Below are 17,378 nucleotides of genomic sequence, written 5' to 3' on the forward strand. Positions count from 1 at the left end.
GCGCCCGCAGGCGCGATTACCGAGGGCGGGGCGCAGGACGACCGTCCTGGCCCACGGGTTCAGCAAGCACGAGGCAGACCTCCATTGGTCTGGACGACGATGCTCGACCGGTCGGTGACCTGCCCTGTTGCGGTGGCAGGGGCGGCAACGTCTCACCGCGCCGCGAACGGTGTCAAGGCCTTGCGAGCCCGTGACCTGCATGTGCTCACCGTGCTCGGTTCATCACCATGCCATTTTCGGAACTATTCCGGCGCGTCGGACGTCACGCGTTGTCACCCATCACGCGGAGTGACCGGTGCGCGCGGTCGCCCCACCTCCCGGCCGGGAGCGGCACGGCTGCGGGTGCGGTGAGGCGACCGCGCCGACGTGGCCCGCCCGGTGGGGACGGTCTAGTCCTTGCGGCCGGCGTCGACCAGCCGGATCACCGCGGCGCCCTCCTCGTCGGAGGCCTCCAGGTCGACCTCGACGTCGAAGCCCCAGTCGTGGTTGCCCTCGGGGTCGTCGACGATCTGCCGCACCCGCCAGGTGCCCGGCTCCGACCTGTCCCAGATGAGCAAGGCCGGGCCGCGGGCGTCGGCGCCGGTGCGCACCTCCTCGTGCTCCGCGAAGTAGGCCTGCACGACCTCGCCCCACCGGTCGGCGTCCCAGCCGGAGCCGGAGTCCAGCTCGCCCAGGTCGTACCAGCGGCGCCGGGCCCACAGCTCGACGCGGCGGAACAGCGCGTTGCGCACCATCGCGGTGAACGCCCGCTCGTTGCCGGTGAGCGGCCGCGGCCGGGCGGGGACGGCGACCTCGGCAACCGGCCCGTCGTCCGGGTTCGTCAGCGCCTCCCACTCGTCGAGCAGGCTGGAGTCCACCTGTCGCACCAGCTCGCCCAGCCACTCGACCAGGTCGGTGACCTCCTCGGTGCGCGCCGCCGCGGGCACGCCCGAGCGCAGCGCCTTGAAGGCGTCGGAGAGGTAGCGCAGCACGGCGCCCTCGGCCCGGGTGAGGCCGTAGGTGGTGACCAGCTCGCGGAAGGTGAACGCCCGCTCCCACATCTCCCGGACGACCGACTTCGGCGACAGCTGGGCGTCCGCGGCCCACGGGTTGCTCTGCCGGTAGACCTCGTAGGCGTGCCCGAGCAGCTCCTCCAGCGGCTTGGGGTAGCTGATCTCCTCGAGCAGCTCCATCCGCTCGTCGTACTCGATGCCCTCGGCCTTCATCTGCGCGACGGCCTCGCCCTTGGCCTTGTTCAGCTGGGCGGCCAGGATCTGGCGTGGGTCGTCCAGGGTGGCCTCGATGACGCTGACGACGTCGAGCGCGTAGGTGTCCGACCCCGGGTCCAGGAGGTCGATGGCGGCCAGCGCGAAGGTGGACAGCGGCTGGTTGAGCGCGAAGTCCGGCGGGAGGTCCAGCGTCAGGTCGTAGCGCCGGCCGTCGGCCTCGGGCTCGGGCAGCCGCTCCAGCACGCCGGCCTGCAGCAGCGACCGCGCGATGCCGATGGCCTCCCGGATCAGCCGCAGCTGCTTCTTGCGCGGCTCGTGGTTGTCGGTGAGCAGCCGGCGCATCGCGGCGAACGGGTCGCCCGGCCGGTCGACGACGTCGAGCACCATCGCCGTCGTCACCCGCATGTGGCTGGTCAGCTTCTCCGGCTCGCCCTCGACCAGCCGGTTCATGGTCGCCTCGCTCCAGGGCACCATGCCCTCGGGAACCTTCTTGCGCACCAGCTTGCGGCGCTTCTTCGGGTCGTCGGCGACCTTGGCGAACTGCTTGAGGTTCTCCACCTCGTGCTCGGGTGCCTGGACGACGACCGTGCCGGCGGTGTCGTACCCGGCCCGCCCGGCGCGGCCGGCGATCTGGTGGAACTCGCGCACCTGCAGCAGCCGGGTGCGGGTGCCGTCGTACTTGGACAGCGCCGAGAACACGACGGTGCGGATCGGCACGTTGATGCCGACGCCGAGGGTGTCGGTGCCGCAGATGACCTTGAGCAGCCCGGCCTGGGCCAGCTGCTCCACCAGCCGCCGGTACTTGGGGAGCATGCCGGCGTGGTGGACGCCGATCCCGTGGCGGACCAGCCGCGACAGCGTCGTCCCGAAGGAGGACGAGAACCGGAACCCGCCGATCATGTCGGCGATCGCGGCCTTCTCCTCCTTGCTGCACACGTTGACGCTCATGAGCGCCTGGGCGCGCTCCAGCGCCGAGGCCTGGGTGAAGTGGACGACGTAGACCGGCGCCTGCTTGGTGTCCAGGAGCTCCTGGATCGTCTCGTGCATCGGCGTCGTCGCGTAGTAGTGGTGCAGGGGGACGGGCCGCACGGCGTTGGCCACGAGCGCCGTGGGCCGGCCGGTGCGGCGGGTCAGGTCCTCGCGCAGGGACGTGACGTCGCCGAGCGTGGCGCTCATCAGCAGGAACTGGGCGTTCGGGAGCTCCAGCAGCGGCACCTGCCAGGCCCAGCCCCGATCGGGGTCGCCGTAGAAGTGGAACTCGTCCATCACGACGAGCGCGTCGGCGAGCTGTTCCGACTCGCCGCCCTCGCGCAGCGCGATGTTGGCGAGCACCTCGGCGGTGCAGGCGATGATCGGGGCGTCGCGGTTGACCGCGGCGTCGCCGGTGAGCATGCCGACGTTCTGCGCGCCGAAGACCCCGCAGAGGGCGAAGAACTTCTCGCTGACCAGCGCCTTGATGGGAGCGGTGTAGTAGCTGCGCCGGCCGCCGGCCAGCGCCGCGTACTGGGCGCCGGTGGCGACCAGGGACTTGCCCGACCCCGTCGGCGTCGCGAGGACGACGTTGGCGCCGCTGACCAGCTCGATCAGCGCCTCCTCCTGGGCCGGGTAGAGGGCGGTGCCGCCGGCCTCCGCCCACTCGGCGAAGGCCGCGAACAGCGCGTCGGGATCGGCGCCCGTCGCGCGCAGCGCGGTGAGGTCGCCGGGGTCGTCCAGCAGGGGAGGGGCGGCGGTGGTCGTCATCAGGAGGGACAGCGTGCCCGACGGGCTCCTGCTTCCCCGGACCCAGGCCCCACGGCGGAGTCGTGCCAGGCGGACGGTAACGATCCGGTAACGAGACCTGCGGTGAGGTGTGACATCCGCCGTAACCGGAGAGGAAGGTGAACAACAGGTGAACGGAAGGTGGCCGAGACCATGCGTGAACGTTTCTGCCCGGAATGCCGGTGGACCGTTGTGACCGACCAGGCGGGCCGGCGGCGGCTCGAGATGCGCTGGGTGCCGCTCGGCGCCGCGGCGACCCACGGCCCGGTGGCGCGCGCCGCCTGAGCAGAGCAGGACCCTCCCGACCCGGGCGGGAGGAGGGGTGCACAGCGAGGTGCGCCTCTCCTCCCGCCCGGGTCGTGCGTCGTCCGGGGTTCCGTACGCCGGGCGGCGGGTAGTCGCCCCGCGCCGCGGCACCGCAGGGGCGTGAGACCAGCGCCCGGGTGCACAGCGCTCCCGACCAGGAAGGTGGACGCCCGTGTCCGAACCCCGCCCCGACTCCCAGCCCGCCCAGCAGCAGAGCACCCCGGGCACGCTCGGCGAGATGACGCCGAAGCCCGACCACGGTGAGGAGAGCTACCAGGGCTCCGGGAGGCTGGCCGGCAAGGTCGCCGTGATCACCGGTGGCGACAGCGGCATCGGCCGCGCGGTGGCGATCGCCTTCGCCCGCGAGGGCGCGGACGTCCTCATCTCCTACCTGGAGGAGCACGAGGACGCCCAGGACACCGCCCGGTACGTCGAACAGGCCGGCCGGAGGTGCGTGCTGGTGCCGGGTGACATCTCCGACCGCGCGCACTGCAGGACGATCATCCCGAAGGCCGTCGAGGAGTTCGGCCGGGTGGACGTGCTGGTCAACAACGCCGCCTTCCAGATGAGCCACGACTCGCTGGAGGAGATCTCCGACGAGGAGTGGGACTTCACCCTCGCCACGAACCTCTCGGCGATGTTCACCCTCACCAAGGACGCGCTGCCGCACATGCAGCCGGGGGCGTCGATCATCAACTCGTCGTCGGTGAACAGCGACAACCCCAGCCCGAACCTCATCGCCTACGCGATGACCAAGGCCGGGATCGCCAACTTCACCGCGTCGCTGGCGCAGATGCTGGCGGAGAAGGGGATCCGGGCCAACAGCGTCGCCCCGGGGCCGGTGTGGACGCCGCTGATCCCGGCGACCATGCCGGAGGAGAAGGTGGAGGGCTTCGGCCAGCAGGTGCCGATGGGCCGTCCGGGTCAGCCGGCCGAGCTCGCGCCGGTGTACGTGCTGCTGGCCAGCGACGAGGCGTCCTACGTCTCCGGCGCCCGGGTCGCCGTGACCGGCGGCAAGCCCATCCTCTGACGCGGCCACGATCAGCTCACCTGATCACGGGGCGTCCTCCCTCACAGCCCAGCGTGAGGGAGGGCGCTGCACGATCAGCTGGGCTGACCGTCGCAGGGCCCGCTCAGCAGTCGAAGGCGGACCAGCAGAGGTCGTTGCGCCGCCGCTGGTCGTCCAGGACCAGGGCGCGGACGCCCTCGGGGAGCTGGTCCCGCTGCCACCGGCACTCGGCCGACCCCGCGGCGTCGCTGCTACCCGCGGGCGCCACCGCGCGCACCGCCTTGACCGCGTAGGCGGCGGCCCCGAGCTCGTGCGCTGCGACGTGCGCCACCGCGCCCGCCTGCCCGGCGGCGTAGGCGGCGTGCCGGGCCGCACCTCGCAGGTCCCTGGCCGCGGCCATCGCGTGCCCTCCGGCGGCACGCGCCCGCATCATGCGCATCGCCCCGCGGGCCCAGGCGCGGGTCGCCTCGATCGCCGCACGCGGCCGGTCGTCGTCGGGACGCTCGGTCTCGAAGAGCGGGAGGACGTGCTCGGCACACGCGGCCGCCCACAGCGCGAGGAGGTGGTGGTCGGCGTCGGTGAGGGTCCCGCCGCGCCGGATGGTCACCAGTCGAGGGTCCGGGACCTCCGGCAGGATCACGGCGGCATCCTCCACGACCGGACCGGTGTTCGCAGCCCGGCGGGCGGACGCGTCGATCAGGGCAGGGTGCGGGCGAGGCGGGCGAGGTGCTGCGGCCGCACCCGGCAGCAGCCCCCGATCAGCCGCGCGCCGTCCGCCACCCACCGGGGGACGTCGTCCGGAGCGATCCCCGGGGTGCCGGTCCACCCCCGCGCGACGGCGTCCCACGCCTCGCCGCTGTTCGGGTAGACGACCACCGGCTTCCCGGTGCGCGCCGCCTGGGTCACCGCGGGGCCGACGCCGGAGGGCGCCGTGCAGTTGACGCCGACCGCGACGACGGCGTCGACGTCCCCGGCCATCGCGAAGACCTCGGCCGCCGGCTCGCCCCGGCGGGTGCGGACGACGCCACCGTCGTCCACCACCGTGGTCAGCGAGAGCCAGACCGGCACCCCGAGCGCCTGCGCCTCCAGCACCAGCGCCTCGGCCTCCGCGGCGGCGGGCACCGTCTCGCACGCCAGCACGTCGGCCCCGGCCTCGGCGAGCAGCTCCATGCGGGGCCGGTGGAACGCGCGCAGCGCGGCGACGCCGACCCGGTCGGCGTAGTCCCCCGTGTACTCCGACCCGTCGGCGAGCATCGCGCCGTAAGGTCCGACCGATCCCGCGACCCAGCCCTCGCCCTGCCCCTCGCGGGCGAGCGCGACCGACGAGGCGATCAGCCGGTGGGCCTCTGCCGCGCCCACCCCCGCGGCGGCGAACCCCTCGACGGTCGCCTGGTAGCTCACCGTCGTCGCCACCCGGGCGCCGGCTGCGGCGAAGGCGGCGTGCGCGGCCACGACCGCCGCCGGGTCGTCGCGGAGCAGGCGGGCGGACCACAGCGCGGAGGAGACGTCGTGCCCGCGCGCCTCGAGCTCGGTGGACAGGCCGCCGTCCAGCAGGACCGGTCCGGCGGCGAGCGCGTCGGTGAGATCGGGCATGGACACCATGATCCCGCGGTACCTGCGCACCCATGGTCTTCATCTGGAGCAGTGGCTGGGGTCCCCGCCGGCGCAGGCCCCGCGGCGGCGGCTACCGCGGGCACTACGCCGGGCACTACGGGCGGGGCTACGGCCCCGGGTACGGCCCCGGGTACGGCTACGGCCCCGGCTACGGCCGCCGCCGGCGCGACGACTCCTGCCTGCGCGACCTCCTCTTCCTCAACACCGGCTGCTGCCTGGCCAACGCGATCGGCTGCGGGATGGACCTGCTGCTCGTCGCCCCCCGTTCGTTCCCGGCGATCCGGGCGGGGCAGCAGGGCGGCGGGGCCGCGGCCCGGCTGGTCGCGGCCGTCCGGTACTACCAGCGCGAGATCAGCCCGCGGCGCCGGCCGTGCTGCCGGTTCACCCCGACGTGCTCGGCCTACGCCATCGACGCGCTGGAGACCCATGGCGCCCTCCGCGGCTCCTGGCTGACGCTGCGCCGGCTCGTGCGCTGCCGCCCCGGCGCTGCCGGGGGCACCGACCCGGTACCGGCCTGACCCGGAGCGCGGCCGGCGTCGCCTACGGTCGCCCGGTGGTGACCGGGACCCGCACGTGGCGCGACCCGGGGTGGCGGGCCGCCGCGCTGGGGTGGGCCGCCGGGCAGCTCGAACGCGCCGGCCTCGTCCCCGGCGGGGAGCCGGAGCAGCCGCACGTGCGCGCCTGGTCCACCGCCTTCCGCATCCCGCTGCGCGGCGGGGAGGCGGTCTGGCTGAAGGCGGTCGGCCCGGGGTCGGCGCAGGAGCCCGTGCTGGCCGAGGCGCTCGCGGTCCGGGTGCCGGAGCGGGTGCTCGTGCCCCTGGCGGTCGACCGCGGGCGCCGGCTGCTCCTCCTGCCCGACGGCGGGCCCACGCTGCGCGAGGCCGGCGCGGACCTCGCCGCCTGGACGGCGATGCTGGTCGCCCACGCCCGCCTGCAGGCCGAGGTCGCGGACCACGCGGACGGGCTGGTCGCCCTCGGGGTCCCCGACCACCGCCCGGAGCGGCTGCCCGCGCTGGTGGCGGACCTGCTGGCCGACGGCGATGCGCAGCAGGCCGGCCGCCCGGACGGCCTCGCTCCGGAGGTGCGCGCCCGCGTGCTCGCCGGGACCGGCCGTTACGCGGCGGCTTGCCGGGAGCTCGCCGACGGCGGCGTCCCGGCGACGGTGCAGCACGACGACCTGCACGACGGCAACGTCTTCGCCGGCGGCGGGGGCTACCGCTTCTTCGACTGGGGCGACGCGTCGATCTCGCACCCCTTCCTGGTGCTGCTGGTCGTCCTGCGGTTCGCCGGGCAGGTGCTGGACCTGTCGCCGGGCCACCCGGCGCTGTTCCGGCTGCGCGACGCCTACCTGGACCAGTGGCTCGACCACGGCACCCCCGCGGAGCTGCGCGAGCTGTGCGACCAGGCGCTGCACGTCGCGCCGCTGCAGCGGGCCCTCACCTGGCGCCGGATCCTGCGCGGCGTGCACGAGGCCGAGCGCACGGAGTGGGCCGGCGCGGTGCCCGGGTGGACCGCCGAGCACCTGGCGCCGGGCCCGCTGGCGCCCGGCGGCTGACCTGCGTCGGCCACACTGTCCGGGTGCCAGGGACCGACGACGCCTCCGGTGACCTCCCGGTCACCGGTTCCCTCGTCGTGCCCGCGGCCGCGCAGTCGTGGCGCTTCTCCCGCAGCTCGGGGCCGGGCGGGCAGGGCGTCAACACCGCCGACTCCCGGGTCGAGCTCTCGGTGCGGCCGCTGGACCTGCCGGGGCTGAGCGACCCGCAGCGGGCGCGGCTCGCCTCACGGCTGGCCGGCCGCCTCGTCGACGGCGTCCTCACCGTCGCCGCGAGCGAGCACCGCCAGCAGCTGCGCAACCGCCAGGCCGCCCGCGAGCGGCTCGCCGCGGTGCTGCGGGCCGCGCTGGCCCCACCGGCGCCGGCCCGGCGCCGCACCAAGCCGACGCGGGGCTCCCAGGAGCGCCGCATCCAGGCCAAGAAGCAGCGCGGGCAGCTCAAGCAGCAGCGCCGGGACTGGGACTGACCGGCGGCCGCCGCGGCGTGACGGCTGGCTCAGCCGCCGCTGCAGGTGCACGGTGACCTGCTCGCCCGCGCGGCTATTCCCGATGGCCGAGCGGATCGCCGCGCGCAGCGGCAGCCAGTGCGGTCCGGTGCCCGACGGCACGAGGGTGGCGGCGAAGGCGTGCCCGTCGGCGTGCCGGTCACCTTCAGCGCGCGGCGGGTGCCCGGCAGCGCGGTGGAGTCCGGGACCTCCAGGTGGGTGGGGAACGCGCCGTCCTCCTCGATGGGCGCGGTGAAGGTGACGTCCAGGGCGGTGGGGGTGCTCATGCCTCCTCCGACCGTCGGGACGGCGACAACCCATCGCGCCGCAGCCGCATGAACGCCCGTTCGCGCTCGTTGCCGCACCGCCTGATCGCCGCGTCGTACGCCGCGGCCGCCTCCTGGTCCCGCCCGGCGCGGCGCAGCAGGTCGGCGCGGACGGCCGGCAGCAGGTGGTCGTGCGGCAGCTCCAGGCGGTCGACCAGCGCCAGCCCCGCGGCCGGGCCCTCGACCTCGGCGACGGCGACGGCCCGGTTGAGCGCGACGACCGGGCTCGGCGCGAGCGCCAGCAGGTGGTCGTAGAGCGCGACGACCTGCCGCCAGTCGGGCGCGGCCGCGGTCGGCGCATCGCTGTGGACGGCGGCGATCGCGGCCTGCAGCTGGTAGGGACCCGGCCGGTCTCGGCGCAGGCACCGCCGCACCAGCTCCTGGCCCTCGGCGACCAGCACCCGGTCCCAGCGCGACCGGTCCTGGTCGGCCAGCGGCACGAGATCACCGTCGGCCGAGGTCCGCGCCGGCCGGCGCGCCTCGGTGAGCAGCATCAGCCCCAGCAGGCCGGTCACCTCCGGCTCGTCGGGCATCAGCTCGGCGAGGACGCGGCCGAGCCGGATCGCCTCCGCGCACAGGTCCGCCCGCACGAGGGCCTCTCCGTTCGTGGCGGTGTGCCCCTCGGTGAAGATCAGGTGGACGACGGCGAGCACGGCCGGCAGCCGGTCGGGCAGCTCCGCCTCGCGCGGCACCCGGTACGGGATGCCCGCCGCGCGGATCTTGGCCTTGGCCCGCACGAGGCGCTGCGCCATCGTCGTCTCGGGCACCAGGAACGCCGCGGCGATCTCGGCGGTCGTGAGGCCGCCGAGGAGCCGGAGGGTGAGCGCCACCCGGGCGGGCGCGGCCAGCGCCGGGTGGCAGCAGGTGAAGACCATCCGCAGCCGGTCGTCGTGCACCGGCCCCTCCTCGACGGGGGCGGGATCGCCGCGGAGCGGCGCGGCCTGGACGTGGCGGTCGGTGCGGGTGGAGTCGCGCCGCCAGCGGTCGACCGCCCGGTTGCGGGCGGTGGTGACGATCCACCCGGCCGGGCTCGGCGGGACCCCGTCGCCCGGCCAGCGCTGCACCGCGGTGAGGAACGCGTCCTGCACCGCCTCCTCGGCGGCGTCGATGTCGCCGAGGAGGCGGGTGAGGACGGCGACGGCCTTGCCGTGGTGCTCGCGGAAGACCCGCTCGACCTCGGCGACGGCGCCGGCCACGGGCGTCAGAAGGTCTGCGCGACGGGCCGGACCTCGACCGGCAGGCCGCCGAGCACGCGGGCCAGCTTGCCGGCCCAGCCCAGGGCTGCGTCCAGGTCGGCGGCCTCGATGACGTCGAACCCGCCGACGAACTCCTTGGCCTCGGCGTACGGGCCGTCGGTGACGAGCACGTCGTCCCCCTGTGCCCGGACGACGGTCGACGCCTCGGGCTGGTGGAGCGCGGCGGCGAAGACCCACGCCCCGGCGGCCTGCATCTCCTCGTTGAGCGCCGCGAGCTCCTCCATCACCGGCTCCAGCTCCTCCGGCGGCGGCACCTCGCCGACCGGCTGGACGATGCTGAGCAGGTACTGGGCCATGGTTGCCTCCCGGGGTCCGGCGCCGGCTCCGTGCCGGTCGCTCACCCCCAGTACGAACGGCGACCCGCCGGATCGACACACCTCGAGGGGACGATGTCAGCGCGGCCGCGGGGGCGCCAGCACCTCCGGCGCGGCGCGGGGGCTCCTCAGCCGGCGAGGACGGCGGTCACCACGCGCCGCGCCCGCCGCCCTTCCGGCACCGGCAGCAGCGGGTGCACGTGCACCAGCCCCTCCTCCTCGTGGTGGTCGACCGGCACGCCGGCCGCCCGGGCCCGTTCGACCAGCAGCCGGGTGTCCGGACTGGTGATGTCGCGGGTGCCGCTGAAGACGGTCAGCGGGCCGAGCCCGGCCAGCTCCCCGAACAGCGGGCTGACCAGCGGGTCGGTGAGCGGCAGCCCGCCGCGCCAGAGCTCGATCGCCGCCCGCGTGCCGGGTCGGGCGAGCCAGGGGTCCCGCGGCTCGACGAGGTCGATCTCCGGGTTGGCGAGGGTCAGGTCCACCGCGGGTGAGACGAGCACCGTCCGGTGCAGCGGGGGCACGCCGCGGTCGCGGAGGAGCAGCGCGGCGGACAGCGCGATCTGGCCGCCGGCCGAGTCGCCCATCGCGGTGACCCGCCCGGCGCCGTACCGGTCGGCCAGCGCGGCGAGCAGGTCGGCCACCCGCGGCACCACCGTCGCCGCCGTCCCCCGGGGTGCCAGCGGGTAGACCGGCACGGTGATCGCGGTGCCGCTGCGGGCGGCCAGCCGGCCCACCAGGCGCCAGTGCAGCGGGTGGATCTGGTTGACCCAGGCACCGCCGTGCACGTAGACGGCGGCCCGCTCCGGCGTCCGGTCGCGGGGGAGGACGCGGTACACCGGCCAGCCGGTCTCGTGCCGGGCGTCCACCTCGACCTCCACCGGGCCGAGCCCGCGGGGCGGCCCGTACGGCACCGGGCGCAGCAGCCGCTCCTCCACGCCCCGCAGCATGCGCTCCGGGTGCTCGAACTCCCGCCGGAAGCGGAGCAGGCGCATCAGCGGGGGGAGCAGGCGGGCGGCAGCGCTGGGCACGAGGCCTCCGGGGGTCGGCAGGACGGCGGTCAGCTGAGCGAGAGCGGCTCGCGGACGAGCACCCACAGCGGCAGCTCGTCGTCGCTGGTGCGGGTGGTCTCGGCGACCTGGAAGCCGAAGCCCCGGAAGAACCGCACGTTGGCCCAGCCGAACACCGCCGCGGCGGCGGGGGTCTTCTCCGCGTCGCAGCGCACCAGCACCGGGGCGAGGACGGCGGCGGCCAGCCCCCTTCGTCGGGACGACGGGCGGACGCCCAGGTGCCGCAGCCGCCAGTGCGGCCGGTCGGGCAGCGCCGCGGTCACCAGCGCCTCGGTCTCGGCCACCACCCGGGCGCGGTCGGCGGACAGGTAGGGCAGCTCGCGGGCCAGCGCCGCCCGGACGTCGTCCGGCAGCGGGCGGGTGCCGGATGCGCCGGGCGGCGGGTCCCAGACGGCGACGGCGTCGCGTTCCTCGGTCACCCACGCGGTGCCGGTGGCCACCCCGCGGTGGGCCGCATCCAGCTCGTTGAGCCGGGTGAGCCGCTGCATCCGGCCGTCGTCGGGCAGCGCCCACCGGGTCCAGCGGGAGTCGGCGAGCGCGACGGTGAGCGTGGCGGCGATGGCGGGCACGTCCCGCTGCTCGGCGAGGCGGACGTCGGGGCCGGGCTCGTCGGGGTCGTCGATCCGCCGGACGACCGGGCCTGGAGGGGTCACCCCCTGATCCCACCATGTACGGGCGCGGCGTCGACGGCGGCCGCCGGCAGGGCCACGATCGGGGGCATGACCACAGCCGCGCGCGATCCCCGCAGCCGCACCGCCCGCCAGGTCATGGCCTCCCACCTCCAGCACCGCCGCTCCGGCGACCTCGAGGCCGACCTCGCCGAGAACTACCACCCCGAGGTCGTGGTCCTCTCCGCCCGCGAGGTGTTCCGCGGGCACGACGGCGTGCGCGCGTCCGCCCACCGGCTGTGGCGGGCGGCCGCCGAGGGCACCTACTCGTACGGCTACGTCCTGGCCGACGACCGGATGGCGGTGCTCGAGTGGGGCGGCCGCAAACGAGCAGTTCGACATCCGCTGCGGGATCGACTCCTACCTGATCGAGGACGGGTGGATCACCGCCCAGACGATCCACCACCGGGTGGAGGACGCCGGCCTGTCGGTCAGCGGGGCGCTCCTCGTCCCGGAGGGCCAGGTGGGCGTGCACCCCGTGGACGACCCGGCGCGGCTCCCGGGGCCGGCCGACGGCACCTGACCGGTCCCGCCGCACACCGGCCCGGCGGCCGCGGTGAGGTGAACGGAACGCAACCTTGACGCCGGGGTCGACGCCGGGAAACGACGGCGACCCACTCTCGTCCCCGTGCCCGCTCCCGCCTCGCCGACCGCCGCCGCCCCGGGGGTGCGTGCGTCGAGGACGACGAGCACGCACTGCCCCTACTGCTCGCTGCAGTGCGGGATGGCCGTCACCGCCGGGGACCGCCCCGCCACCCTGGTCCCGCTGGACTTCCCGACCAACCGCGGCGGGCTGTGCTCCAAGGGCTGGTCGTCGGCCGAGCTGCTGGACCACCCCGAGCGGCTGACCCGGCCGCTGGTCCGCGCCGTCGCCGGGGACCGCACCAGCCCGCTGGTGGAGAGCACGTGGGAGGAGGCGCTGGACCGGCTGGTCGCGGCGATCGAGCGGACCCAGGCCACCCACGGGCGCGACGCCGTCGGCTGCTTCGGCGGCGGCTCGCTCACCAACGAGCAGGCCTACCAGTTCGGCAAGTTCGCCCGGGTCGCGTTGCGCACCAGCGCGATCGACTACAACGGCCGGTTCTGCATGTCGTCCGCCGCGGGGGCGGCCACCCGCGCGTTCGGCCTGGACCGCGGGCTGCCGTTCCCGCTGAGCGACATCGCCGACGCCGACGTCGTCGTGCTGGTGGGCAGCAACCCGGCCGACACCATGCCCCCGGCGATGCAGTGGTTCGACGCGGGCCGCGAGCGCGGCGCCCGGCACGTCGTCGTCGACCCGCGCCGCACCGCCACCGCCCGCAACGCCGATCTCCACCTGCAGCCGCTGCCCGGCACCGACCTGGCGCTGGCCAACGGCCTCCTGCACATCGCGGTGGCCGAGGGGCTGGTCGACGAGCGGTACGTCGCCGCGCGCACCACCGGCTTCGACGAGGTGCGGGCCGGCGTGGCCGCGTACTGGCCCGACCGCGTCGAGCGGCTCACCGGCGTGCCCGTCGCCGACCAGCGGCGCACCGTGTTCGCGCTGGCCCGCGCGGGGAACGCGATGATCCTGACCGCCCGTGGCGCCGAGCAGCACCGCAGCGGTACCGACACCGCGCAGGCGTGGATCAACCTGGCGCTCGCCCTCGGCCTGCCGGGCCGGCGGGGCAGCGGCTGGGGCACGATCACCGGCCAGGGCAACGGGCAGGGCGGTCGCGAGCACGGGCAGAAGGCCGACCAGCTGCCCGGCTACCGGTCGCTGGCCGACCCCGCCGCCCGTGCGCACGTCGCCGCGGTCTGGGGCGTCGACCCGGACGACCTGCCGGTGCCGGGGCGGTCGGCGTACGAGCTCCTCGACGCGCTCGGCACCGACGGCGGGGTGCGCACCCTGCTGGTCCTGGCGTCGAACGTCGCGGTCTCCGCGCCGGACGCGCGCCGGGTCGTCAGCCGGCTGCGGGACCTGGACTTCCTCGCCGTCAGCGACTTCTTCCTCTCCGAGACTGCCGAGCTCGCCGACGTCGTGCTGCCCAGCGCCATGTGGGCCGAGGAGGCCGGCACCACGACCAACCTCGAGGGCCGCGTCATCCGGCGGCGCCGCGCCCTCGACCCGCCCGACGGCGTGCCCGACGACCTGCAGCTGCTGGCGACGCTGGCCGGCCGGCTGGGGGTGCACGGCTTCAGCGGCGACCCGGAGACCGTCTTCGAGGAGCTGCGCCGCGCCAGCGCCGGGGGGACGGCCGACTACGCCGGCATCAGCTACCGGCGCATCGACGAGGAGCGCGGCGTGTTCTGGCCGTGCCCCTCGCCGGGGCACCCCGGCACCCCGCGGCTGTTCACCGAGCGGTTCGCCACCCCCGACGGCCGGGCCCGCTTCCTCCGGGTCGAGCACGTCGAGGCGCACGAGCGGCCCGACGCCGACTACCCGCTGGTGCTCACCACCGGCCGGGTGCTCGCCCAGTACCAGTCAGGCACCCAGACCCGCCGCACCCGCAGCCTCCAGCTGGTCGCGCCCGGCCCGCGGGCCGAGCTGCACCCCGACCTCGCCGCCCGGCTCGGCATCGCGCAGGACGACGTCGTCGAGCTGGCCACCCGGCGTGGCCGCGCCCGGTTCCACGCGCAGGTCACCGACGCCATCCGGCCCGACGTCGTCTTCGTGCCCTTCCACTGGGCCGGGGCCAACGACCTCACCGACGCCGGTGACCTCGACCCCACGTCGCGGATGCCGCCGTTCAAGGCCTGCGCCGTCGCCGTCACCCGCGTGACCGGCCCTGAGGAGCGCGTCGCGCCGCCGCCGGCCGCGACCCAGCCCCGGCCCGTGCCCCACCGGCCCGCCACCGCACCCGTCCCGCGCCCGCCGTCCCGCACCCGTCCGTCCGGCTCGCTGACCAGGAGAACCCCCGTGAAGAGCACCCCGCGCTTCCTGCAAGGCGTATTCCCCATCACCGGGGAGGGGCTGGCCAAGCCCGGCCCGATCGACCCCGCCCTGCGCTACACCGTGCCCGCCGGGTGCAGCGCGCAGGCGCTGTACTTCCGCGGTGGCAACGCCACCGGCGAGCTGGTCTACGTGCTCCTGGTCCGCGACGGCGAGCCGGTGCGCTGGTTCCCGATCGGCGCCAGGGCCGACACGCACGTGCCGCTGCGCGTCGTCGAGGACGTGGTGGGCGGCTCGGTCCTGGAGCTGCACGCGGCCGCGCCGGAGGGCGTCACCGGCGAGATCGTCGTCGACCTGGGTCTGGTGGAGGTCTGAGATGTCGGCGATCCTCGGCGCCCGCCTGGCCGGCGCCACCGCCCTGCACCTGGACGACGACCTCGACCCCCGCGCCCGGCTGGTCGTGGTGGGCAACGGCATGGCCGGCGCCCGCTTCGTGGAGGAGGTGCTCGAGCGCGGCGGCGGCGACCAGTTCCGCATCACCGTCTTCGGCGACGAGCCGCACGGCAACTACAACCGGATCATGCTCAGCCCGGTGCTGGCCGGGGAGCAGCACGAGGACGACATCGTGCTCAACTCCCACGACTGGTACTGCGACAACGGCGTCGACCTGCGGGCCGGCGTCCGGGTGGAGCGCATCGACACCGCCGCCAAGCAGGTGCACGCCGCCGACGGCAGCGTCACCGGCTACGACCACCTGGTGCTCGCCACCGGCAGCTACTCCTTCATCCCGCCCATGGCCGGGGTGCGGCGGGACGACGGCTCGCTGCTGCCCGGGGTGCACGGCTTCCGCACCATCGACGAGACCCGCGCGATGCTCGCGGCGACCGGTCGCTGCCGGCGCGCGGTGGTGATGGGCGGCGGGCTGCTGGGCCTGGAGGCGGCGCGGGCGCTGCAGGGCCACGGGCTGCACGTCGAGCTCGTGCACGCGATGCCGTGGCTGATGAACGCCCAGCTCGACGCCGAGGCCGGCGCCGTCCTCAAGCGCAGCGTCGAGCAGCTCGGGATCACCGTCCACCTCGACGTCCTGGCCACCGAGGTGCTGGGCACCGACTCCGTCGAGGGCGTCGTGCTCAAGGACGGCCGGCGGCTGGACTGCGACCTGCTCGTCGTCGCCGCCGGGGTGCGGCCGCACACCGACCTCGCCGTCCGCTCCGGGCTGGAGGTGGAGCGGGCGGTCGTCGTCGACGACCAGCTGCGCACCGACGACCCCGACGTCTACGCCATCGGTGAGTGCGCCCAGCACCGCGGCGAGGTCTACGGGCTGGTCGCGCCGGCCTGGGAGCACGCGAAGGTCCTGGCCGACGTGCTGACCGGCACCGACCCGGACGCCGCGTACCACGGCAGCCGGACGGCGACGAAGCTCAAGGTGGCGGGCGTCGACGTGGCGGTGATGGGGGTGAGCACCCCCGAGCGGGACGACGACGAGTTCCTGGTCATCTCCGAGCCCCGGCGGGGCGTGCACCTGTCGGTGGTGATCCGCGACGACGAGCTGGTCGGGGCCACCCTGCTCGGCGACACCCGCAAGGTCGCCTTCCTCACCCAGGCGTTCGACCGGGGCGCGCCGCTGCCCCAGGAGCGGATCCGGCTGCTGGTCGACCTCTCCGACGGGGTGGCGGAGGTGGGCGTCGCCGAGATGCCCGCCGACAGCCAGGTCTGCAACTGCAACGGGGTGAGCAAGGGCGACATCTGCGGCGCGGTGGCCGCCGGCTGCGGCAGCGTCGGGGCGGTCATGGACCGCACCCGCGCGGGCAAGGGCTGCGGCTCGTGCAGGTCACTGGTGAAGCAGGTCGTCGAGTGGGCCGCGGACGGGGAGGTCGCCGAGGACCCCGCCGCCTCGTACTACGTGCCCGGCATCCCGATGGCCAAGCCGGAGCTGATGGCCGCCATCCGGGAGCGGGACCTGCGCAGCGTCTCCGCCGTCTTCGCCGCCCTCGCCCCCGGCGGGAAGGACGACGCGCGGTCGAAGATGGGGCTCACGTCGCTGCTCAAGATGATGTGGGGCCACGACCACGTCCCCGAGAAGGACGCCGAGTTCATCAACGACCGCGTCCACGCGAACATCCAGCGCGACGGCACCTTCTCCGTCGTCCCGCAGATGAAGGGCGGGGTGACGACGCCGGCGCAGCTGCGGCGGATCGCCGACGTCGCCGAGAAGTACGAGGTGCCGATGGTCAAGGTGACCGGCGGCCAGCGGATCGACCTGCTCGGCGTCCGCAAGGAGGACCTGCCGGCGATGTGGTCCGACCTCGGCATGCCCAGCGGCTACGCGTACGGCAAGAGCATGCGCACGGTGAAGACCTGCGTCGGCTCGGACTTCTGCCGCTTCGGCCTCGACGACTCCACCCAGCTCGGCATCGACATGGAGACCCGGTTCCAGGGCATCGAGAGCCCGGCCAAGATCAAGATGGCCGTCGTCGGCTGCCCGAGGAACTGCGCCGAGGCCTACGTCAAGGACGTCGGCGTGGTCGCCGTCGGCGGCGGGAAGTGGGAGGTCTACGTCGGCGGCGCCGCCGGGGCCACCGTCCGCAAGGGCGACCTGCTGGCCACGGTGGAGGGCCGGGACGCCGTGCTCACCCTGACCGGCCGGTTCCTGCAGCACTACCGCGAGAACGCCAACTGGCTGGAGCGCACCTACGACTTTGTGCCCCGCGTCGGGCTGGACACGATCCGGCAGGCGCTGGACGACGACGCGGCCCACCTCGACGCCGGCATCCAGCGCTCCATCGACGCCTACCGCGACCCGTGGGGGCAGGACGGGCCCGAACCGGCGACGGCGGGCCAGTTCCGCCCCGCGCTGCCGCTGGTCGCGCTGCCGAAGGTGCCGGTCCGATGAGCCTCACCGAGGTCTCGGCGCCGGCCGGCGTGGTCGTGGGCCGGGTGGAGGACGTGCCGCCGGGGGAGGGG

The 17,378-nt window shown here is 75.3% G+C and carries 14 protein-coding genes and 1 pseudogene; 7 read left to right on the plus strand and 8 right to left on the minus strand.

Annotated features, from left to right (window positions below):
• Nucleotides 1-389 precede the first annotated feature (389 nt).
• Nucleotides 390-2,948, minus strand: coding sequence for an RNA helicase (locus E9565_RS03725; protein ID WP_236834096.1), 2,559 nt, complete (start codon nt 2,946-2,948; stop codon nt 390-392).
• Between the two features lie 159 nt (nt 2,949-3,107).
• Here E9565_RS03725 and E9565_RS03730 point away from each other — a divergent pair, with 159 nt between their 5' ends.
• Both E9565_RS03730 and E9565_RS03735 read left to right on the plus strand, forming a co-directional pair.
• Nucleotides 3,108-3,251 (plus strand): hypothetical protein, encoded by a 144-nt coding sequence (locus E9565_RS03730; protein WP_236826949.1) that lies wholly within the window; start codon nt 3,108-3,110, stop codon nt 3,249-3,251.
• A gap of 193 nt (nt 3,252-3,444) precedes the next feature.
• Nucleotides 3,445-4,302, plus strand: coding sequence for an SDR family oxidoreductase (locus E9565_RS03735; RefSeq protein WP_236826950.1), 858 nt, complete (start codon nt 3,445-3,447; stop codon nt 4,300-4,302).
• Between the two features lie 103 nt (nt 4,303-4,405).
• Here the strand turns inward: E9565_RS03735 and E9565_RS03740 are convergent, their stop codons facing one another.
• Nucleotides 4,406-4,888 carry a putative immunity protein gene (locus E9565_RS03740; protein ID WP_236834097.1) on the minus strand — a complete coding sequence of 161 codons (483 nt, stop codon included), beginning with the start codon at nt 4,886-4,888 and terminating at the stop codon, nt 4,406-4,408.
• An 89-nt stretch (nt 4,889-4,977) separates the two neighbouring features.
• Nucleotides 4,978-5,874: a homocysteine S-methyltransferase gene (mmuM, locus tag E9565_RS03745; protein WP_236826952.1), complete on the minus strand. Its 897-nt coding sequence runs from the start codon at nt 5,872-5,874 to the stop codon at nt 4,978-4,980.
• A gap of 32 nt (nt 5,875-5,906) precedes the next feature.
• On the opposite strand from mmuM, the gene yidD reads away from it, so the two are divergent.
• Genes yidD through arfB form a run of 3 tightly spaced genes read left to right on the plus strand, consistent with a single transcriptional unit; the run spans nt 5,907 to nt 7,914 of the window.
• Complete coding sequence (yidD, locus tag E9565_RS23480; RefSeq protein ID WP_236826953.1) at nt 5,907-6,413, plus strand: membrane protein insertion efficiency factor YidD; 507 nt, start codon at nt 5,907-5,909, stop codon at nt 6,411-6,413.
• Between the two features lie 35 nt (nt 6,414-6,448).
• Nucleotides 6,449-7,450, plus strand: a complete 1,002-nt coding sequence (locus E9565_RS03755; protein WP_236833513.1) for a phosphotransferase — start codon at nt 6,449-6,451, stop codon at nt 7,448-7,450.
• Between the two features lie 23 nt (nt 7,451-7,473).
• A complete protein-coding gene (arfB, locus tag E9565_RS03760; protein WP_236826955.1) occupies nt 7,474-7,914 on the plus strand; it encodes an alternative ribosome rescue aminoacyl-tRNA hydrolase ArfB in 441 nt (146 codons plus the stop codon).
• A 99-nt stretch (nt 7,915-8,013) separates the two neighbouring features.
• On the opposite strand, the pseudogene E9565_RS23485 reads toward arfB, so the two are convergent.
• The 5 genes and pseudogenes from E9565_RS23485 to E9565_RS03780 all read right to left on the minus strand — a co-directional run.
• Nucleotides 8,014-8,253: pseudogene (locus E9565_RS23485) on the minus strand (hypothetical protein); the annotation flags it as partial.
• A complete protein-coding gene (locus tag E9565_RS03765) occupies nt 8,216-9,454 on the minus strand; it encodes an RNA polymerase sigma factor (protein ID WP_236834098.1) in 1,239 nt (412 codons plus the stop codon). The gene E9565_RS03765 and the pseudogene E9565_RS23485, both read right to left, overlap by 38 nt.
• A 5-nt stretch (nt 9,455-9,459) precedes the next feature.
• On the minus strand, nt 9,460-9,810 hold the full coding sequence (locus tag E9565_RS03770) for a YciI family protein (RefSeq protein ID WP_236826957.1): 351 nt from the start codon (nt 9,808-9,810) through the stop codon (nt 9,460-9,462).
• A gap of 146 nt (nt 9,811-9,956) precedes the next feature.
• Entirely contained in the window at nt 9,957-10,856 is a 900-nt protein-coding gene (locus tag E9565_RS03775) for an alpha/beta hydrolase fold domain-containing protein (RefSeq protein WP_236826958.1), read from the minus strand.
• A gap of 29 nt (nt 10,857-10,885) precedes the next feature.
• Entirely contained in the window at nt 10,886-11,548 is a 663-nt protein-coding gene (locus E9565_RS03780) for an N-acetyltransferase (protein WP_236826959.1), read from the minus strand.
• Nucleotides 11,549-12,191: 643 nt separating this feature from the next.
• On the opposite strand from E9565_RS03780, the gene E9565_RS23075 reads away from it, so the two are divergent.
• Nucleotides 12,192-14,789 (plus strand): molybdopterin oxidoreductase family protein, encoded by a 2,598-nt coding sequence (locus E9565_RS23075; protein WP_236834099.1) that lies wholly within the window; start codon nt 12,192-12,194, stop codon nt 14,787-14,789.
• A gap of 1 nt (nt 14,790) precedes the next feature.
• Nucleotides 14,791-17,307, plus strand: a complete 2,517-nt coding sequence (nirB, locus tag E9565_RS03790) for a nitrite reductase large subunit NirB (protein WP_236834100.1) — start codon at nt 14,791-14,793, stop codon at nt 17,305-17,307.
• Nucleotides 17,308-17,378 lie beyond the last annotated feature (71 nt).

Source organism: Blastococcus sp. KM273129 (genome assembly GCF_021698995.1).
Classification (GTDB): Bacteria; Actinomycetota; Actinomycetes; order Mycobacteriales; family Geodermatophilaceae; genus Blastococcus.

Bases quoted from the DNA above. Each gene is read 5' to 3' on its own strand.
- E9565_RS03725 (WP_236834096.1), bottom strand. From the start codon at position 2,948: ATGACGACCACCGCCGCCCCTCCCCTGCTGGACGACCCCGGCGACCTC.
- mmuM (WP_236826952.1), bottom strand. From the start codon at position 5,874: ATGCCCGATCTCACCGACGCGCTCGCCGCCGGACCGGTCCTGCTGGAC.
- yidD (WP_236826953.1), top strand. From the start codon at position 5,907: ATGGTCTTCATCTGGAGCAGTGGCTGGGGTCCCCGCCGGCGCAGGCCC.
- E9565_RS03770 (WP_236826957.1), bottom strand. From the start codon at position 9,810: ATGGCCCAGTACCTGCTCAGCATCGTCCAGCCGGTCGGCGAGGTGCCG.
- nirB (WP_236834100.1), top strand. From the start codon at position 14,791: ATGTCGGCGATCCTCGGCGCCCGCCTGGCCGGCGCCACCGCCCTGCAC.